26 protein-coding genes are annotated in these 18,209 nt (G+C 43.3%); 12 read left to right on the top strand and 14 right to left on the bottom strand.

Going from position 1 to position 18,209, the window contains the following annotated elements:
- Nucleotides 1-27: 27 nt before the first annotated feature.
- Together ACX9GT_RS10010 and ACX9GT_RS10005 are read right to left on the bottom strand one after the other, a co-directional pair.
- Nucleotides 28-216 carry a hypothetical protein gene (locus ACX9GT_RS10010; RefSeq protein WP_473190926.1) on the bottom strand — a complete coding sequence of 63 codons (189 nt, stop codon included), beginning with the start codon at nucleotides 214-216 and terminating at the stop codon, nucleotides 28-30.
- Between the two features lie 225 nt (nucleotides 217-441).
- Nucleotides 442-717 (bottom strand): hypothetical protein, encoded by a 276-nt coding sequence (locus ACX9GT_RS10005; protein ID WP_473191553.1) that lies wholly within the window; start codon nucleotides 715-717, stop codon nucleotides 442-444.
- A 249-nt stretch (nucleotides 718-966) separates the two neighbouring features.
- Between ACX9GT_RS10005 and ACX9GT_RS10000 the strand changes: the two genes are divergently transcribed.
- A complete protein-coding gene (locus ACX9GT_RS10000) occupies nucleotides 967-1,203 on the top strand; it encodes a hypothetical protein (protein ID WP_473190925.1) in 237 nt (78 codons plus the stop codon).
- 274 nt (nucleotides 1,204-1,477) lie between these two features.
- Nucleotides 1,478-2,470, top strand: a complete 993-nt coding sequence (locus ACX9GT_RS09995; RefSeq protein WP_473190924.1) for a DUF4760 domain-containing protein — start codon at nucleotides 1,478-1,480, stop codon at nucleotides 2,468-2,470.
- Between the two features lie 15 nt (nucleotides 2,471-2,485).
- Here ACX9GT_RS09995 and ACX9GT_RS09990 read toward each other — a convergent pair whose 3' ends face one another.
- The 4 genes from ACX9GT_RS09990 to ACX9GT_RS09975 form a co-directional block, all read right to left on the bottom strand.
- Nucleotides 2,486-3,031 (bottom strand): hypothetical protein, encoded by a 546-nt coding sequence (locus tag ACX9GT_RS09990; protein WP_473190923.1) that lies wholly within the window; start codon nucleotides 3,029-3,031, stop codon nucleotides 2,486-2,488.
- A gap of 954 nt (nucleotides 3,032-3,985) precedes the next feature.
- On the bottom strand, nucleotides 3,986-5,647 hold the full coding sequence (locus ACX9GT_RS09985; protein ID WP_473190922.1) for a DUF927 domain-containing protein: 1,662 nt from the start codon (nucleotides 5,645-5,647) through the stop codon (nucleotides 3,986-3,988).
- 274 nt (nucleotides 5,648-5,921) lie between these two features.
- Nucleotides 5,922-6,713, bottom strand: a complete 792-nt coding sequence (locus tag ACX9GT_RS09980) for a hypothetical protein (protein WP_473190921.1) — start codon at nucleotides 6,711-6,713, stop codon at nucleotides 5,922-5,924.
- A gap of 1 nt (nucleotide 6,714) precedes the next feature.
- Nucleotides 6,715-6,915 carry a helix-turn-helix transcriptional regulator gene (locus ACX9GT_RS09975; RefSeq protein WP_473190920.1) on the bottom strand — a complete coding sequence of 67 codons (201 nt, stop codon included), beginning with the start codon at nucleotides 6,913-6,915 and terminating at the stop codon, nucleotides 6,715-6,717.
- A 207-nt stretch (nucleotides 6,916-7,122) separates the two neighbouring features.
- Between ACX9GT_RS09975 and ACX9GT_RS09970 the strand changes: the two genes are divergently transcribed.
- The 3 genes from ACX9GT_RS09970 to ACX9GT_RS09960 all read left to right on the top strand — a co-directional run bounded on the left by ACX9GT_RS09970 (nucleotide 7,123) and on the right by ACX9GT_RS09960 (nucleotide 9,044).
- Entirely contained in the window at nucleotides 7,123-7,638 is a 516-nt protein-coding gene (locus ACX9GT_RS09970) for a hypothetical protein (protein ID WP_473190919.1), read from the top strand.
- A 370-nt stretch (nucleotides 7,639-8,008) separates the two neighbouring features.
- Nucleotides 8,009-8,278: a hypothetical protein gene (locus ACX9GT_RS09965; protein ID WP_473190918.1), complete on the top strand. Its 270-nt coding sequence runs from the start codon at nucleotides 8,009-8,011 to the stop codon at nucleotides 8,276-8,278.
- Nucleotides 8,238-9,044: a hypothetical protein gene (locus ACX9GT_RS09960; RefSeq protein ID WP_473190917.1), complete on the top strand. Its 807-nt coding sequence runs from the start codon at nucleotides 8,238-8,240 to the stop codon at nucleotides 9,042-9,044. Before ACX9GT_RS09965 ends, ACX9GT_RS09960 begins: the two co-directional genes overlap by 41 nt.
- Before the next feature lie 102 nt (nucleotides 9,045-9,146).
- Here ACX9GT_RS09960 and radC read toward each other — a convergent pair whose 3' ends face one another.
- The 4 genes from radC to ACX9GT_RS09940 all read right to left on the bottom strand — a co-directional run bounded on the left by radC (nucleotide 9,147) and on the right by ACX9GT_RS09940 (nucleotide 11,300).
- A complete protein-coding gene (gene radC, locus ACX9GT_RS09955; RefSeq protein ID WP_473190916.1) occupies nucleotides 9,147-9,602 on the bottom strand; it encodes a RadC family protein in 456 nt (151 codons plus the stop codon).
- Between the two features lies 1 nt (nucleotide 9,603).
- Nucleotides 9,604-10,140 (bottom strand): hypothetical protein, encoded by a 537-nt coding sequence (locus ACX9GT_RS09950; protein ID WP_473190915.1) that lies wholly within the window; start codon nucleotides 10,138-10,140, stop codon nucleotides 9,604-9,606.
- 17 nt (nucleotides 10,141-10,157) lie between these two features.
- Nucleotides 10,158-10,586 (bottom strand): DUF2787 family protein, encoded by a 429-nt coding sequence (locus tag ACX9GT_RS09945; RefSeq protein WP_473190914.1) that lies wholly within the window; start codon nucleotides 10,584-10,586, stop codon nucleotides 10,158-10,160.
- 225 nt (nucleotides 10,587-10,811) lie between these two features.
- Nucleotides 10,812-11,300, bottom strand: a complete 489-nt coding sequence (locus ACX9GT_RS09940) for a hypothetical protein (protein WP_473190913.1) — start codon at nucleotides 11,298-11,300, stop codon at nucleotides 10,812-10,814.
- A 121-nt stretch (nucleotides 11,301-11,421) separates the two neighbouring features.
- On the opposite strand from ACX9GT_RS09940, the gene ACX9GT_RS09935 reads away from it, so the two are divergent.
- The 7 genes from ACX9GT_RS09935 (at nucleotide 11,422) to ACX9GT_RS09905 (ending at nucleotide 14,152) form a co-directional block, all read left to right on the top strand.
- A complete protein-coding gene (locus ACX9GT_RS09935; RefSeq protein WP_473190912.1) occupies nucleotides 11,422-11,700 on the top strand; it encodes a helix-turn-helix domain-containing protein in 279 nt (92 codons plus the stop codon).
- A 2-nt stretch (nucleotides 11,701-11,702) separates the two neighbouring features.
- Nucleotides 11,703-12,230 carry a hypothetical protein gene (locus ACX9GT_RS09930; RefSeq protein WP_473190911.1) on the top strand — a complete coding sequence of 176 codons (528 nt, stop codon included), beginning with the start codon at nucleotides 11,703-11,705 and terminating at the stop codon, nucleotides 12,228-12,230.
- A gap of 12 nt (nucleotides 12,231-12,242) precedes the next feature.
- On the top strand, nucleotides 12,243-12,614 hold the full coding sequence (locus tag ACX9GT_RS09925) for a hypothetical protein (RefSeq protein ID WP_473190910.1): 372 nt from the start codon (nucleotides 12,243-12,245) through the stop codon (nucleotides 12,612-12,614).
- 62 nt (nucleotides 12,615-12,676) lie between these two features.
- A complete protein-coding gene (locus ACX9GT_RS09920; RefSeq protein WP_473190909.1) occupies nucleotides 12,677-12,856 on the top strand; it encodes a DNA translocase FtsK in 180 nt (59 codons plus the stop codon).
- Nucleotides 12,856-13,230 carry a hypothetical protein gene (locus ACX9GT_RS09915; protein WP_473190908.1) on the top strand — a complete coding sequence of 125 codons (375 nt, stop codon included), beginning with the start codon at nucleotides 12,856-12,858 and terminating at the stop codon, nucleotides 13,228-13,230. Before ACX9GT_RS09920 ends, ACX9GT_RS09915 begins: the two co-directional genes overlap by 1 nt.
- The gene (locus ACX9GT_RS09910; RefSeq protein WP_473190907.1) at nucleotides 13,227-13,580 is read left to right on the top strand and encodes a hypothetical protein; all 354 of its coding nucleotides are present in this window, start codon (nucleotides 13,227-13,229) and stop codon (nucleotides 13,578-13,580) included. Before ACX9GT_RS09915 ends, ACX9GT_RS09910 begins: the two co-directional genes overlap by 4 nt.
- A gap of 107 nt (nucleotides 13,581-13,687) precedes the next feature.
- Nucleotides 13,688-14,152: a hypothetical protein gene (locus ACX9GT_RS09905; RefSeq protein WP_473190906.1), complete on the top strand. Its 465-nt coding sequence runs from the start codon at nucleotides 13,688-13,690 to the stop codon at nucleotides 14,150-14,152.
- Between the two features lie 269 nt (nucleotides 14,153-14,421).
- Here ACX9GT_RS09905 and ACX9GT_RS09900 read toward each other — a convergent pair whose 3' ends face one another.
- The 4 genes from ACX9GT_RS09900 to arcC all read right to left on the bottom strand — a co-directional run bounded on the left by ACX9GT_RS09900 (nucleotide 14,422) and on the right by arcC (nucleotide 18,138).
- Nucleotides 14,422-15,021 (bottom strand): hypothetical protein, encoded by a 600-nt coding sequence (locus tag ACX9GT_RS09900; protein WP_473190905.1) that lies wholly within the window; start codon nucleotides 15,019-15,021, stop codon nucleotides 14,422-14,424.
- Nucleotides 15,022-15,431: 410 nt separating this feature from the next.
- Nucleotides 15,432-15,914 carry a RidA family protein gene (locus ACX9GT_RS09895; RefSeq protein ID WP_473190904.1) on the bottom strand — a complete coding sequence of 161 codons (483 nt, stop codon included), beginning with the start codon at nucleotides 15,912-15,914 and terminating at the stop codon, nucleotides 15,432-15,434.
- A 136-nt stretch (nucleotides 15,915-16,050) separates the two neighbouring features.
- Nucleotides 16,051-16,635 carry a DUF2913 family protein gene (locus ACX9GT_RS09890; RefSeq protein WP_473190903.1) on the bottom strand — a complete coding sequence of 195 codons (585 nt, stop codon included), beginning with the start codon at nucleotides 16,633-16,635 and terminating at the stop codon, nucleotides 16,051-16,053.
- 570 nt (nucleotides 16,636-17,205) lie between these two features.
- A complete protein-coding gene (gene arcC / locus ACX9GT_RS09885) occupies nucleotides 17,206-18,138 on the bottom strand; it encodes a carbamate kinase (protein ID WP_473190902.1) in 933 nt (310 codons plus the stop codon).
- Nucleotides 18,139-18,209 lie beyond the last annotated feature (71 nt).

The raw sequence follows: 18,209 nt of genomic DNA, 5'->3' as shown, positions 1-18,209 counted from the left end.
AAAGCATGATCCTCTTCATCAACAAAATCAAGCATCTTCAATGATCACGGGTATATCCCATGATTTAGTAGCAACTTCATAACAATCAGCTATTGCCATATCAGATACATTCACAGGGTTACTTCTACATTGTGCTAATTCTTTATCTATTACTGATTCTTTCGATAATGTACTACTACTGAATAATATTAGTAGTATAGGTAATAACTTTTTCATAGCTATACCTTATTTATGGTCTGAAATTTTAATAAAATAAATGTTATACAGATCTTTTAACGTGATACCTAATGTATCTATTGAGGATTTATAACAATCTACTATTGCTATATCAGAATTGGTTACGCATTCAATAGTAGATTGACTAACAAAAAATATACTACTAAAAAGTACTATTAATGCAACAAATGCGATATTCATAGTTATATCCTTATTTGAGGTAGATCAGGAGTAGTTTTCTTTGTTCCTAAATATGTAATGAAGTAACCAAACGAATACCCATAAACCACCAGTAATTATTGTCATAATTAAATGTGCGATATGAGGAAACCGTTTACTACCTGATGAACCTTGATTGTTGTTATTATTGTTGTTGTTACTCACTACTATGTTGGATTTGTCCCTATTCGCGTTCTCACGCTTTAAAGACTCTATCTCTCGTAGTTGTGGATCTAAGATCTCTCCACAGTGCTTACACTTCTTAGCCTTGGATGAAATCATCTCATCACAGTAACTGCATCTTGTTTCTAACTGATTAATAACCATTTTTTAGTGCTCCTTGCAAGTTTTCATCTAATGATGATAACCCGATTGAGTACTAAATTTCAAGAAATTGATCGCTAACAACGATCGATAAACTTATTATGATAGCCTATGACTATCAATTAATGCCAATCGATCTGTGAAAGCAATGATAGAAAATGATATCAAATACAGTTGGTTACATCTAAAACCATGAGGAAACCATTTATGAATGAAGAAGATAACTATCTTGAACGAAGAAAATACATGTCAGAATCTGACCGCCGAGCTGAACAGTTGTCTCGGTTTATACAAAATAAAACACGAGCCATAAGAGGGGAAAAACAAATACCATACCCTGATGTTCCTTTCTTCACGCCTGAATATATTGCTAAAGAAATGAGTGATGATAGTCCTTGGTGGATATTCTGTAAGGAAAGAGGGTATTTGGATAATGATGAATAGTAAGAAATTTATAAATATTGATATGATATTAAAAAATATTTTAAGAAGTTGTATAGAGATATTGTATAGCTAACCATTTATCTCGTTTGAGTTATTTTTTCAATCGTATAACTTGACTAAACACTAAAAGTGTTGTATATATAAAGAGGCTTTAATGTAACAGGAGGCAAAAAAATGACTATCAAATACGAATCAGGTTGCAACGAATGATGTGACTTGATACTTATTTAAACAGAGCTTCTTCAAGCTCTGTTTTTTTATCTTAGGTGATTACATGGCTGAAAAAAAGATTTCATCAGAAGACTCCATATTACTTTCAATATTATCAATCGGTTTAGCAAGTGGTGTATTGTTGATTCTTCTTATTGTTTCCATGATTATAAATATAGAAATTATAAAAACTAAAACCTTTGAATTTTTCTCTGACAAGTCCACACTCATAAACTTTGGTATTTTTCTAACATTAGCATTTCTCATCACGGACATAACACGTCTTGTACTTTCAAAAAAATACCCGGAAATCAAGAAAACACTTAGGATAATATCTAGCATATTTTTTGTATTATTAGTTACTGTTTTTATGGTCTTAACTTCTGATAGTGGTAAAAATTATCAAACTTCATTAACTGTACTGATAAGTTCTATTGTCTTAGGAACAGGATGGTGGATTCAAGCAACTATTAATGCAGCTTCTTCACGAAAATCACATACTATTAATACTATAATGAACCAACGACATAGTGTGCATTATTTCAAAAAATTAGATAATGTTTACCAATCTTTTGGCCTTTCGCAAACAATCTCACCTGAGATAGCAGAACAATATTATTGTGGACTTAAAGATGGTAAAGAGATAAAAAAAGAACTTATAGATGCATGTCGTGATGCTAGCTATATATTGAACTACTACGAATTTATTTCTGCTGGTGTAATTCGTGGGGATTTCGATGAGAACTTAGTAAAAGAATGCTTTTATGAACCTATTAGGATATTTGAGAAAAGAGCTTTTTATCTCATTGCGATTTTCAGAAGAGAATCAGAAGGTAATATATCTATTTTTTCCAACATGATTACTTTGCTTGACAGGTGGTTGCCAGAAAAGTCACTCACTACTCGTAAGAAAAATAACGAAAGCACCCCTCTTTATAAAGTATCTCATACAATAGAAAACATGTATATTGATGAAGATGATATTATAAGTAATGACGATTCTAATAAGTCTAATGTAGAAAATCTAAACTCAATGCAAAATAATAAACACTTATGATTCATACAAAATCAGTTAGTCGTAGTTGCTGCAACTAACTGATTTTAAATGAATTGTGCGACAAGTGCATAATGCCGGTTTATTGAAGATGTTGGTCAAGTGAGTCAGGCGGTCAGTCCGGCGGAGATACTTGGCACGATCTCGGGTGAATAAGCTGTGCAGGAACCTCTTAGATACCGCGAATTCCCTGCATTTACTCTCGGGAATATAGTCGATGATCTTGATTAACCCGGCTTTCTCAATCAATTCCAGAGCGCGAATATGCGGCAAGTCTTTTGATTGTTTAAACACGCGAGGAAGCTTAGGTTTACCGAGACTCTCTGCTGGCAAAGGCACAGAATACGTCCATTTCTTATTACCTTTGAAGCGAGCCCTTTTACGGGTATTCCGGCTGACTGTGCCACAACAAATAAGATGCTCAAGGAATCTGGCGATATCAAGGTAAAAGGGTCGCCGTAAATTTTTTGGCCCATCAAAAGGAATACTGAATACTGCCATCATAAATACCATGAGTGTGTATTCTGTCACCAGAATATTATTGTGTGTAAGATATGCTTTCATATATTTTCTTGTCTGCCTGTCTGCCTGTCTGCCTGTTTTTTGTGATTAAGCGATCCGCAGTTAAGCGGTTAACATGTGGGTATGACCTAGCCCCACTTATTTACAGTTGTAATTACGCAGGCAGGCAAAAAAATATATAGGATGATGGTTGGTAGTTAATGGTAATAACGAAGATGATGATGATAGCAGGTAGTTAACAATAATGATGATAGTTGTTGGTAGTTAATAATAATAATAATAATAATAATAATAATAATAATAATAATGGTGATGATGAGGTAAGTAACATGCAGGAAGCTAGCCTCCTGCACCAGGTAAGACAGAGATAGAGCTATGTTGGAACACTGGCTATAGTATGGGGAAGCCATATATCCCATATATAGATTTACATACATATAACTACTATATAACCTGCTATATAGAGCATAGACATACAGATAAACCTCATATAAAGACATATACCAGATTAATAACAGCTAGCCAATAGTGGGACTAGGTACTACCTCCTTATAATGTCTGTTAATAGGCACATCTACAGCAGAGACAGATAGTATAAGCCGTTAATAATAGCCACGAACATACTTAATTATCTGACGTTTCACTGAGAGTTATTCTCTATTTATCTCAAAACAGAGAATTAACGTGTTTACAGAGGGTGTTCTGATTATGGGGTGGAAAAATGTTGATCTCCGGTTTCCCCCCTACCAATGTACGAGAGTCAGATTTGCCTTCAAAATACAGGCGATTTAAGCGGTCTAACAGGCGAGTTAATGCTGTTAACCCGGCGATTTAACCTGCTAAATTGAGGTTTATTTTTCAGGTACAGCTTTGTATTGATTTCTGAGTGGGTATGCATGCGAGTTCGACTTGTAATCATGTCGCCTGTTCAGCGGCCTAACAGGCGATTTATAGCGATTACAGCGGCCCCCCAACAGTGCAAGAGCCACAGAGTTTTTAGCCCGCTAACCACGCATCAAATTTGTCTTTAATCAGACAGTGACGTCGTGTTAATGATGCTCTGTTGTAAGGGATTGCCCGAGTATTTTTACCTTTACTGTCAGTCAGTAACATTCCTTCTCCGTATAAATACTCAAGAACATCTTTCGATTTCACTTTACCGGTAATATTTTTCTCAAAGTATTCGGTCTTTACTGCGTACACCTCTATTTTATTCATTTTTGTTAATAGGATCGGCTTTCTATCTAGTTTTTCTGTGGTATAGGTTTTCTTCTTTTGTAAATCTGGTAATTTTGACTCAAGAGCTGCTTTAAACTTGCTGGAGAAATTAAACCCCTTCACTGGATCACCAATGGCTGCACTATAACAGCTCGAAATCCCCTCCATGATTTCTTCTTCGGTGAGTGGCAAAATACCGTATTCACTGGCAAGAACACCACCGGCATAAGCCAGGGCAAACCGCTTACTTATACGTACCGCGATGCCATTATCTTCATCAATGTCATGATGCTTGAGGAAGTGGTTAATATACGTGTCTATCTTCTTCTTGACTGATTTACGGCCTTCTTTCAGCATTTTTGTAATGAAGTCAGGGCCAGCAGTACCGTGATATGAGCTACAGCGGAGCTGGATACGTTCGGCAAAGCGGCGAGATGTGAGTTCCTCGGGCACTATATCGAAGATGCCAAAATCAGCGCTGGCATCAGCAGGCACATCAACTACGCGCACCTTTTCGCCATCCATTCGGCTTAGGCTACCATCACTAGCATGTTGCCCCAGACTAAACTCACCGGTACTCAACATTACCAGTCGCCAGCGGGCTACCGTTTTTTGGTAGCCCGTGTGCCGCTGTTTTCCTTCGCCTGATCCCAGTACATAGATACGGCTTTGCGCCAGAGAGGCTGTTTCACCTTTTTTAGATCCTAACAGTTTCAGTTCATCCAGCAAAAGGATGCCATCATTACGCGCTTCCGCCGCCTGTTCGAACGCGGCATCTGTCATATTCCACTTTTTGACAAATCGGTTGTTGCCAAAGACAGAAGCCGCCATCAGCATCAGGGTACTCTTGCCTTGGGAACTCGGCGCGTAGAAGTGAAATCCCCCACTTTCAATATCCGTCAGGTGGATACAAGGGCCAGAAAATGCGCTGGATAAAGCCAGTATCAAGCGGGAGTTCCCTTGCGCCAACGACGCCACTCTCTTTTGCCAACCGCTCAGCTCACCTTTAGCCTGTTCATCATGGAAGAAGGTTTGGGCTTCAGGATAAGGCAGCGGCCCAAAACCCTCTTTATCGCCAAGGATCACACCACTGGCAGTTAAGTAATTGTCACTCTCGGTGAATCCGGGCCGGAGGCACAACTGGACACGCTCATCAACTGATTGACGAAGATCATTATAAATGGAGTCTTTCGTAAGATCGTCTAAATTCAGATCTATCCCTTCAGCAAAGAGTCTGTTAAGGATGAGTCGTTGATCTGCGATATCTGTAGCGGCAAACAGGCGGCGTACCCTTTTCTTGCTATTTTGATTGTAGAACTCCACATAGCGGTACGCTTTTTCGTTATCACCGTCCATCGTCGATAGCGCCAGTAATGTGACATCCGGTTTTTCTTTTTTCTTGTTTAATGCGATACGCGGTTTTACTTTTTTCTCGGTCATGATCTTCCCTTGTTAAAAATCACCTAATCACCCAAATCACCGCCAGCATGGCAACTTTTTCAACCCCAGAATCGAAATTGCCATCGAGCGAAAATCACCTAATCACCTAAATCACCTCACCCAATACCTCTCAATATAGCCTCCAGAAAGATAACCCAGAATGCTGATCAGTGTTACCGTCAACGTTTGCTCAAACTTCACTTTTGAACCATCTAATCGCACTTTTGATGCATCGGCGAGGCCATCCTTGGCATCTAGCCGTAATTTTCCGATCTTACTTGTGGACATTCATCGTGAGAGTAAGCTGAGAATCGGTTAGGCGATCCAGCTTCACCAGTGATTTCGCAAACACCGGATCTTTGAGGCGACACTTGCTGCGTTTCTTCAGTTTACCCTCCGCATTCACGAACCGGGGGAGTTCCTGCCACATAGTTTTGAAGCAGTAAGTTAGGGCATGTACTACATCCACCACCGGATCCTCACGCATAGGTCGATTAACCTTCCCCTTACGGCGGTGCAAGTTCTTGGCCCGAAGCATATAGCGGCGGAGCTGCTTGAGCTTAGTCGGATCGTTGGGAAGCAGCAGATGGAAATGGGGCATCCAACGGCTTTCACCCGGTTGTTGGGTATGTCGGTGGTAATCCATCTCAAAACCGCCCAAGATAGGGCGGTCGAACCCAATTCGTTCCAACTGCTTGCGGAGTCGCTGTTTAAGGCGATTCAAGTCCCAACCGAGCAACAACTTGTTCGGGAACATCTCGTCATAGAAAATGAGTGTTACCATCACGTAATCTGGGTGCGTCTGGAAGAAATCCAACCATTTGTTGACCAAACGCAGGCGACGCTGACGGGAGCAGCGGGAACACGCCATACTGCCGCAAGGATGGCCCTTAATGCAGCCTTCCAGACGGTCAGCCAACTCAAGGCAAACCGGTTCATCCAGCTTGTTACCGACACGGCGCAAAATAGTGATACGAGTGCGGTTCTCAGCGTTTGCCTCGGCCAGTGTTTCGAACTTAGCCATCTCCTTGCGGATCACTTGGGCAATGTGGGGGAGATTCTTCACTTTATTCCCCCACCGGCATACGGCTATCAATCCAGGCGTCGATATCAGACTCCAGCCAGCCAACTGCCTTACCTTTCTTGCCTGCCCCTTTCAGGCTCCGCTGTTGGGGAAACGCCCCTTCGTCGATCCAGCGGTACATTGTGCTACGTGACATACCACAGCGTTGCAGAACTTCGGGTTGACGCAAGATACGATTTTTCATGTTTTTGTCATCTCATATGGTTAAATGAGATGCCCATTTACAACCTTGAAAAAACGTTATATTTCAATCTGATAAAAACCGTGTTTTTGCCAAAAAATACACAAATTGATGACCGTCATATGGAGCATATAGATGACTGTCATCATTTGACTTTCATGACCGTCATCGTTACAAGATTGGTTTGACGGTCATAACGGATAGCGAGACATGGCGATGGCAACGAAAAAAACAGTTAAGAAATCGGTGAAGAAACCAGCAGCAACGAAAATGGCTGAGGTGAAGGCTTGCAGCCGTAAGAACATGCAAGAAAAGTTCGGACAGCCGATGGAAATCCACATGCGGGATGTGACCAAGGCTCGACTAAAAGAAATCTGTAAGCTGCTCGGTCACGACAACATTGACTCGATGATACGTGGTACTGGACGTATATACAGCCAGACGTTGGACGAACTGATTAACATGTTCTATCTTGATAAGTTGCTGCCTGTGCTTAAGCAGCCGAAGGCTAGGCAGCTATTCGATCTCTATAATGAATTTTACAAACTCAAGCTTTGGGAGGGTAAAACGACCGAAGAGATCGTAGCCTACATGACCAAGCATAAACGAGGTAGGCCGAGTGATTTGGATGATACGGAATGGAAAGCAATAGATGTGAAACGGCTGTCGTCAGCAAGGAAGGTTGTCGATAACGTCTTGAAGCATGAAAAGGCCTCTGGAGGTTAGAGTGTGGGGCAGTCGGTCCTGATGATTGGCCTGATTAACAGTGATCCCTTGTCCCCCAAGGGCTGCCGAGGCACTTGTTGATTTTTGGCAAGTTGAACACTGTGGTTACCCCGTAGCCGCTTTTTCTGAGGTAGCCTTTGCACAGGCCGCAGCCATACTGGTGTTGCGGGATTTTGGTGGTGTAAACAGGCAAGTTTGCTAGTAACAACGCATTCATTGTTGGCTACGCTGATAGGCAGACTCAGGGCTGAAAAACTCAAGAAAAACACTTGTCAACGAGATTAATTGGTTGAAAAAGGTATAAGTGAAATGGTATAACCGTTTATATTCGAGGTAGAACATAGATAATTACAAAAAGGAAGTAAATATAATGTCAATCAACTACTCAAGCTTGATACGTGGATTCATAGAGCATTATGATCTTGCAGATGAAATTAGCACAGATGAGATTAATGAGATACTTGTAACAATTCATCGAGATGGCGTATCAAATAAAGAAGAAATTGATATAATCGTTGCCAAAGCTTTAGAAAAAAAATCAAGAAAGGCATTTGAAAGTATTGACACTGCGGGCACTGCAGCCGTAGCAGCACAACTATATGCAGCAGCCGAAGAATATGCAAAGTCTCAGGGAAAGTGAATCTATAGTAATTGTTATTAAATCGAGCTTTGATGCTAAGTCTCGAGAAATTTTGGCTGCGTTAACTGATGGTGAGTCTAAAAATAGAGTCACTGTTTTGTACAATGAATTATCTGTATTATTTTCAAATTATATAACGACATTCGAGAGTTTTGTGGCTAACGCCGCTGAAACTGGCAATTGCAAATCTAAAGTGGATATTAATGATGTTTTGACAAGTATAGAGAACATTCTTGATTCAAGTGCAGATATGGCAATAGCGATTAGGGCTATTGCAAAAGCTTTAGGGCTAAAAACACCCTATGAATCTGGAAACTTTCTCTCAACATCTCAATCTGTTTTGAAAACACATAGAAAGAAGAGAGCATGTGTAATAGAGGAAAAATATCGTTTAAACAACCTTCCAATAATAGGGTTTGAGAGTCGATATAAAATGTCTTTAAATAAAATAAAGTGGGATTTTGAGCGAACAATAACACTTCTACTAGGCCTTTTTTGCGTTATCTATTTTATTTATGAATATAAGGCCGGCAACATAACTGATGGTGTTGCTTGGTTCAACTATAGATTGTTTATCCCGACAGGACTAGGGTTTGTCATATATTCTCTTGTACCAGGGTCATTTAAGATTAGAATTGTATCAGCCGGGTTGTCAGCTGCCGGAATTATCGCTTTTATTATATTTTTCTATTCCGTAAACCCTGGGAGTGTTCCAGAGTTCAATAACCAGCCACATGTGGAGGTGAAAATTGCAGAGGGAAAATAATTTTTATACACTATAACTATTTCAAAGAGATTTTACATTATAAAAAATATTCATCTAATTTGAAATTTAATACGACTAAAAAACTTTCCGTGCATTTCTTTCTCAAACTAACCCACGCTCCGCCATTGATACAGTTTGCGTACCCGCAACAATGAAGTGGTCGATAACCCGCACATCAACCAACTCAAGTGCGGTTTTCAGTCTTTCGGTAATGGCCAAGTCAGCTTGGCTGGGTTCCGGTGAGCCGCTGGGGTGATTATGGACGAGGATCAGCGCTGCTGCGTTATGCGCGAGGCTTAACTTCACTACTTCGCGCGGGTAGACGTTAACGCCGTTGATAGTGCCCCTGAACAGTTGTTGGTATGAGAGAACGTGTTGCTGGTTGTCCAACAGTATGCAGCCGAACACTTCATGCTCTAGCGGGGCCAGCGTAAACATCAGGTAATCGCGTACCTCTTGCACTGATAGCAGACGCTGCCCCCGGATATAGCGATTTTCGATGATGGTTTGTGCCTGTTGAATTATCAGATCTTCATTGCAGCGGTCAATCTGAGTCATGTCAGAACTCCCGTTCAACAAAGTAAATGCTGTCGGGTAACAGTTGGTGTGCCGTATCAGCGTTGAGTGACCAACTTTTGCGCGTTAATTTTTGCCACCCGCTGCTATCAAAAAAGTAGAGGTATTGCTCATCAATACGCGTGATGACTGACCAATGGCGCTGGTCGCTAATCAGGATAAGGCGGGAGAAGTCAGGGCGGTCAAGGTATTCGGTCATTTCGGTGAGTATGCGCTTCGTGGTCAATCTCTTGCGCTCTCGGAAGGGATGGCTGATTTGGATGGGGAAGTGCTTCTGGTAGTAGCCTTGCCGTAGCACCCGGTCAATCAGGTAATCCATTCGGGGTTGGTCGAGGCCGTGAGCGAACCAGTCTTCGAGTGACCATTCACAATGATATTCCCGCAACAATGTGCGCACCAGTGGCACCCTCCTGACTTTGCCATCAAACAGGTAGCTCATCATATTCACCACGCTATAAACACCGCATAGGCAGTCTAATTCGCCTTGTATGGCCGGACGAACATCACGCTCTTGACTCACAATACTTCCCCTGATGGTTAGATTTCCCAAAGAAACTGAACGGTATAAACGCCCTGGTGGTAATACTGAATAAAGTTGGATTGCCACAGGGTAAATAATTCACACGCGGCCCGGTGTCCGAGGTCACTGCCTAATCCGGCATGGAATGCGTAACGTTGTGACCAGCAGAAATCAATTTCCTTTTCCAATTCAGGATAAACCCGGCCCATATAGGCAAAGTCAGTCACGTAATCAAAAAACCAGTGTTCGTCTTTTCTGACCAGTCGGATTTCTACGGGGTGATAACCGCCGGTTTCCGCATTATAACTGTTGTCTCTGAATATCAATGAGGCGGCTTTCAATGCTTGTTTCATGGGTGGCATATTACCCAGCTCTTTATATAACAGGTCAATCAATTGTTGATTAACGGGAAGCCGATAGCCTTCCTGATGGATGATATTAGTCACGATATTCCTTTTGAATTAAATACGGATAAGCCGTTGGCCGATTTTTAAATACAGTGCTTCCTCCCGTTAAGGATTAATTAAATTGCGTTTGGGTTGATTGGCTAAATATAGTCACTTTGCCACAATGACATTTTATCAAATAATATAATACATGGCAAATAGTTTCACTGAGAAACTATTAATTAAATAATGATTGGATGTGGGTCTGAAATAACTATTCAGACCCTATTGGCTGGCGTGTGAAAGGGTATCGAGAAGTTGTTGGCGTTGTGCTGCTGAAAGTGTCATCAACTGACGGGCCAACATCATCACTTCTGGCTCTACGCTGCTGGTTAACATCAGGTCATCGGCGACTTGCTCCAATGCCTGTTTTAACAACCTGTCGCGTGAACTTGGCTTCATGGTTTTGAACAGTTGCACCCAGAGGTTCAGTTGTTCATCCGACCCATAGGGCGAGGCTGGCTGCGTTTTCCGCTCCTGCTGTTCCACACGTTCACTCTTCAATTGCATCCCCGCCGCGCGGATATGGTACTCAAAGCCCTTATGTCCCGTTCTCTTCCTTTTGATGTCAGGGTGCATGGCCGCCAGCTTTTCCAGACGTAAACGGCAGCCTTTTGCCGTGCTCGGCATCCCCGGCTTACCGACAAACGCTTGTGCCGAGAGCCATTGCTCATCATCCCGCAGGCTGGTTTCTTGCGTCAAACTGTCGTTCATAAACTTTATTCCAGATATCAATGCGTTAACAAGAGGCGGCAAGATAACTCAAAAAGAGAACTTGATTAGTTCGCTTTGTTCGCATTTAATGGTGTTGTACTGATACAAAGGAGTTAACATCATGAATAACCACGTAGCATCGCAAAAAAAGCCCCCCAAGGGAAGTCTGGTCGATTGGCACCGGGCTGACATTGTGGCGGCCCTACACAAGCGGGGAGTGAGTCTGGCGCAGTTGTCTCGTGACCAGGGACTTGGCCCCCGAACCCTCAATAATGCGTTCAGTCAGCACTATCCCAAGGCAGAGCGCCTGATTGCAGAGGTGTTGGGCATGACACCGGAACAGTTGTGGCCGAGCCGTTATCTCAATAAACCCCCGTCTATTCATGACAAAAAGAGATAATCATGGCGACCACCATTACATCCGTAACAGAAAGCTTTGAATACTTCTTCCACTCACTGTACCGACCGGAGTTTGTGAAAACCCTGCGGTTGAATGAACACTGTGAAAGAGAACTCCTTCCGTTGGTGCGTTGCTACCTATTAGGGTGCTTTGCTGATGCGGTGGCACCCGAAGTCCAGGGCAAGCTGCCGGGAACCCTAACGGGGAATGGCTACATTGATTTTGTGATTGATGACGTGGCGGTCGAGTTTGCAGTACGCAAGCCCACCGCCGCGAAATCCACCGTCTCCGCGACCGTCAACAGCACGGAAATGAAGAAGCTGATGAAGTACGACGGTAAAGCCTTGCTGGTCTTGTTCGACTTCTCAACCACGCCCTATTCAGAAGCCCAGATAGAGGCTTTCCGCGACTGGCCTTCACTGGGGAAAGGCAACCATAAGAAATCGGCGTTCAATGTGGCTTACTTTTATGTGGAAAAGCGCAGGCCGCTGACGCTGGGGAAATTCGTTAAAAACATCCGTATCAACTGACAGGGAGCCACAATGAAACACATTTATATCGCATTACTGGCGGGATTGGTTTGCCATGCAGCCACAGCCGCTAAAATGGAAGGAAAGACCTTTGTTTATCAGAAATCCGAGGGGGAAATCCGGCTATCGGCAGTGCCGGGGAATGACCAGCAAGCAAAATTCGCTATCAATACCAATGTAGAGGCGCACGTTTGTGAAATGGAAGGTATTGCCAACGGCATTGCCGATACGCCGCAACACACCACCTTGCAATGGCGAGACAACGCCCACTGTGTGATGACCCTGACGTGGGGCCAGGGCCGCGTTAATGTCAGCGCCACTGAGGAATGCAATAGCTATTGTGGCATGAATGCCGGGAACTCACTGTCTGGCGTCTACAAATAAAAAATTGGATGGCTGTTTGTAATTCATTACGTACAGACTCAAATTTATTGATAAGAGCCATCATGTCAACTGAATTAAATAAAGGCCCGCTTTATGACCAAACACTTAACCTGATTATCAACCATGAATTAAATAACGACATTAAAGCCGTTCAGCATCATTTCAGGATTGGTTATAACCGGGCAGCTAATCTGGTTGTTCAAATCAGACAAGATAACATTTCATTAAATAAGGATAAATAATGTCTTTTATCAACAAGCTTAAAACAGCACACGCAAATGGCCAGAAATCACAAAAAGAAGGAATGAGTCAACTACTGAATGGCGACCTTGGATTGGCAAAAACATTCTGGCTATATTGGTTTCTTTGCAATGCAGTAATCAGCATTTTTTATTCATTCACAGAGAGAAACTTCTCACTGTTACTTTTGGATGCGGCCTCTGTTTATGTGAGTGTGACGGCTTTTATTGCGATTAAGCATGTGGTCACTGAAAGCAAGAAATGGCGGATAGCTGCGTTAACCGTTATGGTTATTTCAACGCTGTTTACTTCACTCGCCTTGCTTCTCAATCTGTTTCATAAGCCCGTTAACGCGTATCTGGAGTCAATAGCATGAAAGGGAGAGTGTTTGTCGCCTGTGTGGCAATGTGGGTGCTGTCTGGTTGTGACGCCAGTACCCCGACATGTAACAGTGATGAAGCCAAAAACCTGGTGGTGGATATTGCCGGAAAACCTTATATAGCAGCCAGTAAAAGAGAGTCTGACTATGATATGCCCGCAATCACTGTTAATAATGTGAGGACACAACAGCATAACGCCAAGCTGGATATTTACCTGTGTGAAGCGGAGGTGAGTTTTAAATACGCGAAATACACTGCGCTTAATTTATCCAAACCGATAACCTACCGTATTCAAAAGACCGATGACAATAACGGTCAGTTTTATATTAACGTTTACGGTTTATAACCTCTAGGCGGCTGTCCATTGGATGGCCGTCAGTTTATTGATGCCCGCCTGTCTGTCTGCCTGTATTTCACTTTACTTTCCATTCTATTTAACTTGAGAGCAATCATATGCAAACCTATTATGTAGAAGGTAATGTTTTCTATTTGGATTTTTCAGTGCCTCTGTCATTAAAGATGCCAGCGTTCGAGCTTGAAGTGAATATATTCACCAATAACCCGGAAATGATAGATGAAAGTCAGTTACCCGGTTTCGAACGTGATATTTTCTATAATAAGATATCTTCCGCAGAAGAGTATGAGCTTCATGGTCACTACGTGGATTTAAATATCATCATCATAGACAGCCAGGAAAGTGAACGGTTGTTTGAGATTGCCAGCGCATCGAAAACCATCAACTTTATTCTGGTGCATCCAGACTATCATTTAACGCGAGATATTCCAGACGCGCATTTCATCCCCTGTTGGGATAATCCATCGCGTGTATTGTATCATGCGGTCTGCGCTGCATTTTATACCGGTGTGCTTTGTAACCCTTCCAATACTGATTTCGGTGATACACCATGCTCCCAATAAAAACCAAACTCATTGCCGTAGTTATCATCGTCATTATTACCATTACTTCCTTATGGCTATTGCAATCAGAAGATAATGCCCCCGAAATCCCCCCTACAAGCAATAACACCTTTTACGTTCAATCGAACTCACCGGGGGAATGCCGGGCAATCATTACCCCGATATTGGATGGCACAACATCGGCATCCAGTGAAATCCCGTGCAAAGTGCAATTGAGAGCAAAGAAGTAAGCGAACCTATACTCCTGATAAAAATACAATCATAGATGCTTATCGGGAGTAAACTTTGAAAGCAATCCCTGAACCTTCATACTTTCTTATATAATACTCATTCATTTCATTCGGTAAGAGAGTAAAATTATCATGAGTGCTTATTGCTATAATTTCCTTATTTTTCTTGTAAAAAGAAATGCCGTCATCATCTCCTGTCATATAAGGGATCTTTGTGTTACTTATTTGATTATCAGGATTTATACTGAAAAGTAAAGCCATCCCACCTCGTTCGCTACGAAACTCAACTATTATTGACTTATCATCAATCTTATATGTATCAATACTGATAACACCATCTATAGGCACACAGCTATAAGCACTACGTTTAGCTTTTAATTCATTATATTGAAATTCAACAAAACAGTTTTTCGAAGTCCAATCATCACTGTCATCCGATTTTTTAACAGGCTCCGAAACTAATCTCCATTGCACATTGTTATTGTTGTGATTAGGATAAACAATAAGCAGTTCATCTGACTTTTCATCAATATTTAACCGTTGCAATTCTTTGCCAAATGATGGATGTGTCGTTGCATACCCATAAATAGGCAGAATACAAGCACCGATTAACATAAGTTGACGGTATAGATTTTTCATATAATACTCCAATAACATTAAAGATATACTGATGGTCGTAAGTTTATAAAGCTTATTATCATTATTTAATCAATGATCTGGCTAAACTTAGCGGACACTGTTCAAACGAAAAGATTAGCATTCGAGTTCATGCACGTTCAAGGCTTGTTCAAGTAAGGATGATGTGGCGCTACCAATTGCAGGATTAGGTGCATACTGTATTACTCAGACATTTCAACCAATCACTTTTTGCCCATAGCCAAACCTATCATCATACGCAGCCCACACGCAGCCGAGTAGTGTTGATCTGCATTGCGTTGCCAGTTGCATACGTTGGCAGGTTTAACGCGTCTAACTGGCTTACAAGCACTATCTCGGCCCGATCTCTGCTAAAACCTCGTTAACAAGTCATATTCCGATTCTGAGTTAGATCATAGAAGTTCTAGCTCAGCTTCAATCTCTACAGGGACATTCCATGGTAGACCCGCTACACCAATCGCAATTCGCGAATGAGAGCCTATTTCCACCCCGAAAACATCTTCAATGAGTTGAGATGCAGGGTTGATTACTTTTGGAAAATCAACAAAGCCTTGTGACGAATTCACCATACCAGAAACCCTGATCCAAGCGGCGATACGGTCCAAGTCACCTAACTCTCTTTGCAGGCTGGCAAATATGGACAGCATGGTTAAATGAGCTGCCGTTTGTGCTTCTTCGATTGAAACAGCGTCACCGACCTTACCAAATGGCCCAACAATTTGCCCCTGTTGATCAATCGGTACATGACCAGATACGAGAACTCTCCGGCGGTGCACACGTACAAACACCGCAGGGATCTTAACCCCAGGGGGTAAAGTCCAAGGCAGCGGCAGTTCAATATTGAGTTGTGACAAACGCTCTTTGATACTCATCATGTTCCCTCATAGAAAGAGTGGTAGTGCTACGCGTTATCTAATATCACATCAATCAGCAGGTTTAACACACCTAACTGGCTTACAAGCGCTATCAAAGCCCGATCTCTGCTAAAACTTCGTTGATAGATAACCAACGTTAAGGCGTGAGTGTCACCACATCCCCTGAACCGCTGGCGGTTAGACTATTGGCGGTCAATGCATCAACAACGATCTGCGTATCACCAGCCGCGACCTTAAATGCAAGTGGTGTAATCAGACGCCCTTCACTGGTGAAAGCTGATTGTAATGCAGTCTTGAGCACAAACAGCGTAGGCCCAGCAGCAGTTTCTTCCAGCGCCCCAGAATCCCATTCAGCAGGCGTTACCAACTCGTTACGCCAACCCAACGTTTTAAGGCCCTCAAGTGTGTAAGTCAGCCTAAAGAGGTCACTTTGTTGCCGTAGATCGCCGCTACATGAGCGCCAGACGTATGCAAGATGAGATTTAAGCTTAACGTCTATGCCTTGTTTACGGCCCTTATCCAAAAGCAGTTGAATATCAATCGCCACGGTTTTGGGGAAACGCTTCTGCTTTTGAGCAGTAGCCAGCCAACGGACGATAAAAAGATGCTCTGCCATTGGGGAAGTCATAGCACCGTCCTGAACAGCGGTCTGTAATGCAACGAGAGCACAAAAAGCGAGGTGAGCAAGGTCGTGAGTAGTTTGGTCTGGAGGTGTTGCCATTGATGCCACTAAGCGGGTTAAAATTGATGCTGATGGTATCTAGGCTTGGTGGCAGTGGCAACCTCAAATGAGTGAGGGTAAGCTAGGTGCATCTGCTGGTAGGTGCTAAACTTATGCTATTGCTAACTATCTGAAAATCAGACACTTAAATAAATATAGGTCATAATTCAACTTTTCATAAAACAGTCTAAAAAATACATATAAATCATAGATGTCATGCTTTTGAGCAAGACACCGTTGCCAGGGGCAACCGGCCATGGATGGCCGGTTGAGGCGATATGAACAGGGACGTGAATTGAGCCGACCCGTCCGGCAACGGGGGTGCAGCGAAGGCACCCGCGCAGCGGGCAGGCCATGTTAAGCGTTGGCGCGGGTGCAGGGCCCCGCCTTGGGCCCTGCAATTGCCGTATTCTGGTGTTTCATGAAATTGCATTCTATTTACGGCAATTCTCATTACACCAATCTTACATAGACAAAAGTGCTATGTATTAAGAAACAGTCCCGAAGAAGAAGTTGGTTAGCACTACCACCCAGCTATCAGTTCCCCTCCAATAGCCAAAGTTATAACCATTACTGGCTAATCACCGTTCCCGTCTTCCCTTCAATACCCAGTTGCGCCTTGCTCAGTACGGTGATTAACGCCTGACGCCCCGGCTTGGATGCGGCAAACGCCACCGCCGCTTCGACCTTCGGCAGCATCGAGCCTTTGGCGAAGTGCCCTTGCTCGATAAAGCGCTGAGCATCAGCCACGCTCAACTGCTCCAGCCACTGCTGCTCCGGCTTGCCAAAATTAATCGCCACCTTTTCCACGGCGGTGAGAATGATCAGCATATCGGCATCGATCATCTCCGCCAGTTTAGCGCTGGCCCAGTCTTTATCGATCACCGCACTGGCCCCTTTCAAATGGTTGCCTTCGCGTATTACCGGAATGCCACCACCGCCGACGGTGATCACCACCTGCCCGGCGGCCATCATGGCGCGTACCGTCTCTTTCTCAACGATATCCACCGGCTGGGGCGATGCCACGACGCGGCGATAGCCACGCCCGGCATCTTCTTGCATGTTGTAGCCGTTTTGCCTCAGCAGGCGGGCTTCGGCTGCGCTAAAGAAGGAGCCAATCGGCTTGGTGGGGTTCTTGAACGCCGGATCGTTGCCGTCGACAATCACCTGGGTAATCAGCGTAGCGACCGGTTTATCGATATGGCGATCGAGCAGTTCTTCACGCAGAGCGTTTTGCAGATCGTAACCGATATAGCCTTGGCTTAGCGCGACACACACCGACATCGGCAGCATCGGAGTATGGGCTTCAGTTTTTGCCGCCGCTTCAAACGCCAGATTGATCATGCCCACCTGCGGGCCGTTACCGTGGGTGACCACCACCTGATGACCGTGCTCAATTAAATCGACGATCGCCCGCGCGGTGGTTTTTACCGCCTGCATCTGTTCCGCCAGTCCTTCGCCCAAGGCGTTGCCACCCAATGCCAGTACTATTTTCTTTTTCATGCTGAGCCTCATTTTTACCACGATGTTTGATTCCCCCCTCACCCTAGCCCTCTCCCCAAGGGAGAGGGAAT

The organism is Serratia sp. YWN4, from assembly GCF_055790845.1.
The sequence above is the reverse complement of the archived record's forward strand: the minus strand, read 5'-3'. Positions and strand labels throughout refer to the sequence as shown.

What these genes read in the sequence shown, in the direction of transcription:
- ACX9GT_RS09910 (WP_473190907.1), top strand. Translation starts at nt 13,227, where the DNA reads ATGAAAGGGAGAGTGTTTGTCGCCTGTGTGGCAATGTGGGTGCTGTCT.
- ACX9GT_RS09925 (WP_473190910.1), top strand. Translation starts at nt 12,243, where the DNA reads ATGAAACACATTTATATCGCATTACTGGCGGGATTGGTTTGCCATGCA.
- ACX9GT_RS10010 (WP_473190926.1), bottom strand. Translation starts at nt 216, where the DNA reads ATGAAAAAGTTATTACCTATACTACTAATATTATTCAGTAGTAGTACA.
- ACX9GT_RS09965 (WP_473190918.1), top strand. Translation starts at nt 8,009, where the DNA reads ATGTCAATCAACTACTCAAGCTTGATACGTGGATTCATAGAGCATTAT.
- ACX9GT_RS09900 (WP_473190905.1), bottom strand. Translation starts at nt 15,021, where the DNA reads ATGAAAAATCTATACCGTCAACTTATGTTAATCGGTGCTTGTATTCTG.
- arcC (WP_473190902.1), bottom strand. Translation starts at nt 18,138, where the DNA reads ATGAAAAAGAAAATAGTACTGGCATTGGGTGGCAACGCCTTGGGCGAA.
- ACX9GT_RS09905 (WP_473190906.1), top strand. Translation starts at nt 13,688, where the DNA reads ATGCAAACCTATTATGTAGAAGGTAATGTTTTCTATTTGGATTTTTCA.
- ACX9GT_RS09935 (WP_473190912.1), top strand. Translation starts at nt 11,422, where the DNA reads ATGAATAACCACGTAGCATCGCAAAAAAAGCCCCCCAAGGGAAGTCTG.
- ACX9GT_RS10000 (WP_473190925.1), top strand. Translation starts at nt 967, where the DNA reads ATGAATGAAGAAGATAACTATCTTGAACGAAGAAAATACATGTCAGAA.
- ACX9GT_RS10005 (WP_473191553.1), bottom strand. Translation starts at nt 717, where the DNA reads ATGATTTCATCCAAGGCTAAGAAGTGTAAGCACTGTGGAGAGATCTTA.
- ACX9GT_RS09890 (WP_473190903.1), bottom strand. Translation starts at nt 16,635, where the DNA reads ATGGCAACACCTCCAGACCAAACTACTCACGACCTTGCTCACCTCGCT.
- radC (WP_473190916.1), bottom strand. Translation starts at nt 9,602, where the DNA reads ATGACTCAGATTGACCGCTGCAATGAAGATCTGATAATTCAACAGGCA.
- ACX9GT_RS09990 (WP_473190923.1), bottom strand. Translation starts at nt 3,031, where the DNA reads ATGAAAGCATATCTTACACACAATAATATTCTGGTGACAGAATACACA.
- ACX9GT_RS09915 (WP_473190908.1), top strand. Translation starts at nt 12,856, where the DNA reads ATGTCTTTTATCAACAAGCTTAAAACAGCACACGCAAATGGCCAGAAA.
- ACX9GT_RS09970 (WP_473190919.1), top strand. Translation starts at nt 7,123, where the DNA reads ATGGCGATGGCAACGAAAAAAACAGTTAAGAAATCGGTGAAGAAACCA.
- ACX9GT_RS09930 (WP_473190911.1), top strand. Translation starts at nt 11,703, where the DNA reads ATGGCGACCACCATTACATCCGTAACAGAAAGCTTTGAATACTTCTTC.
- ACX9GT_RS09995 (WP_473190924.1), top strand. Translation starts at nt 1,478, where the DNA reads ATGGCTGAAAAAAAGATTTCATCAGAAGACTCCATATTACTTTCAATA.
- ACX9GT_RS09975 (WP_473190920.1), bottom strand. Translation starts at nt 6,915, where the DNA reads ATGAAAAATCGTATCTTGCGTCAACCCGAAGTTCTGCAACGCTGTGGT.
- ACX9GT_RS09895 (WP_473190904.1), bottom strand. Translation starts at nt 15,914, where the DNA reads ATGATGAGTATCAAAGAGCGTTTGTCACAACTCAATATTGAACTGCCG.
- ACX9GT_RS09960 (WP_473190917.1), top strand. Translation starts at nt 8,238, where the DNA reads ATGCAGCAGCCGAAGAATATGCAAAGTCTCAGGGAAAGTGAATCTATA.
- ACX9GT_RS09920 (WP_473190909.1), top strand. Translation starts at nt 12,677, where the DNA reads ATGTCAACTGAATTAAATAAAGGCCCGCTTTATGACCAAACACTTAAC.
- ACX9GT_RS09940 (WP_473190913.1), bottom strand. Translation starts at nt 11,300, where the DNA reads ATGAACGACAGTTTGACGCAAGAAACCAGCCTGCGGGATGATGAGCAA.
- ACX9GT_RS09985 (WP_473190922.1), bottom strand. Translation starts at nt 5,647, where the DNA reads ATGACCGAGAAAAAAGTAAAACCGCGTATCGCATTAAACAAGAAAAAA.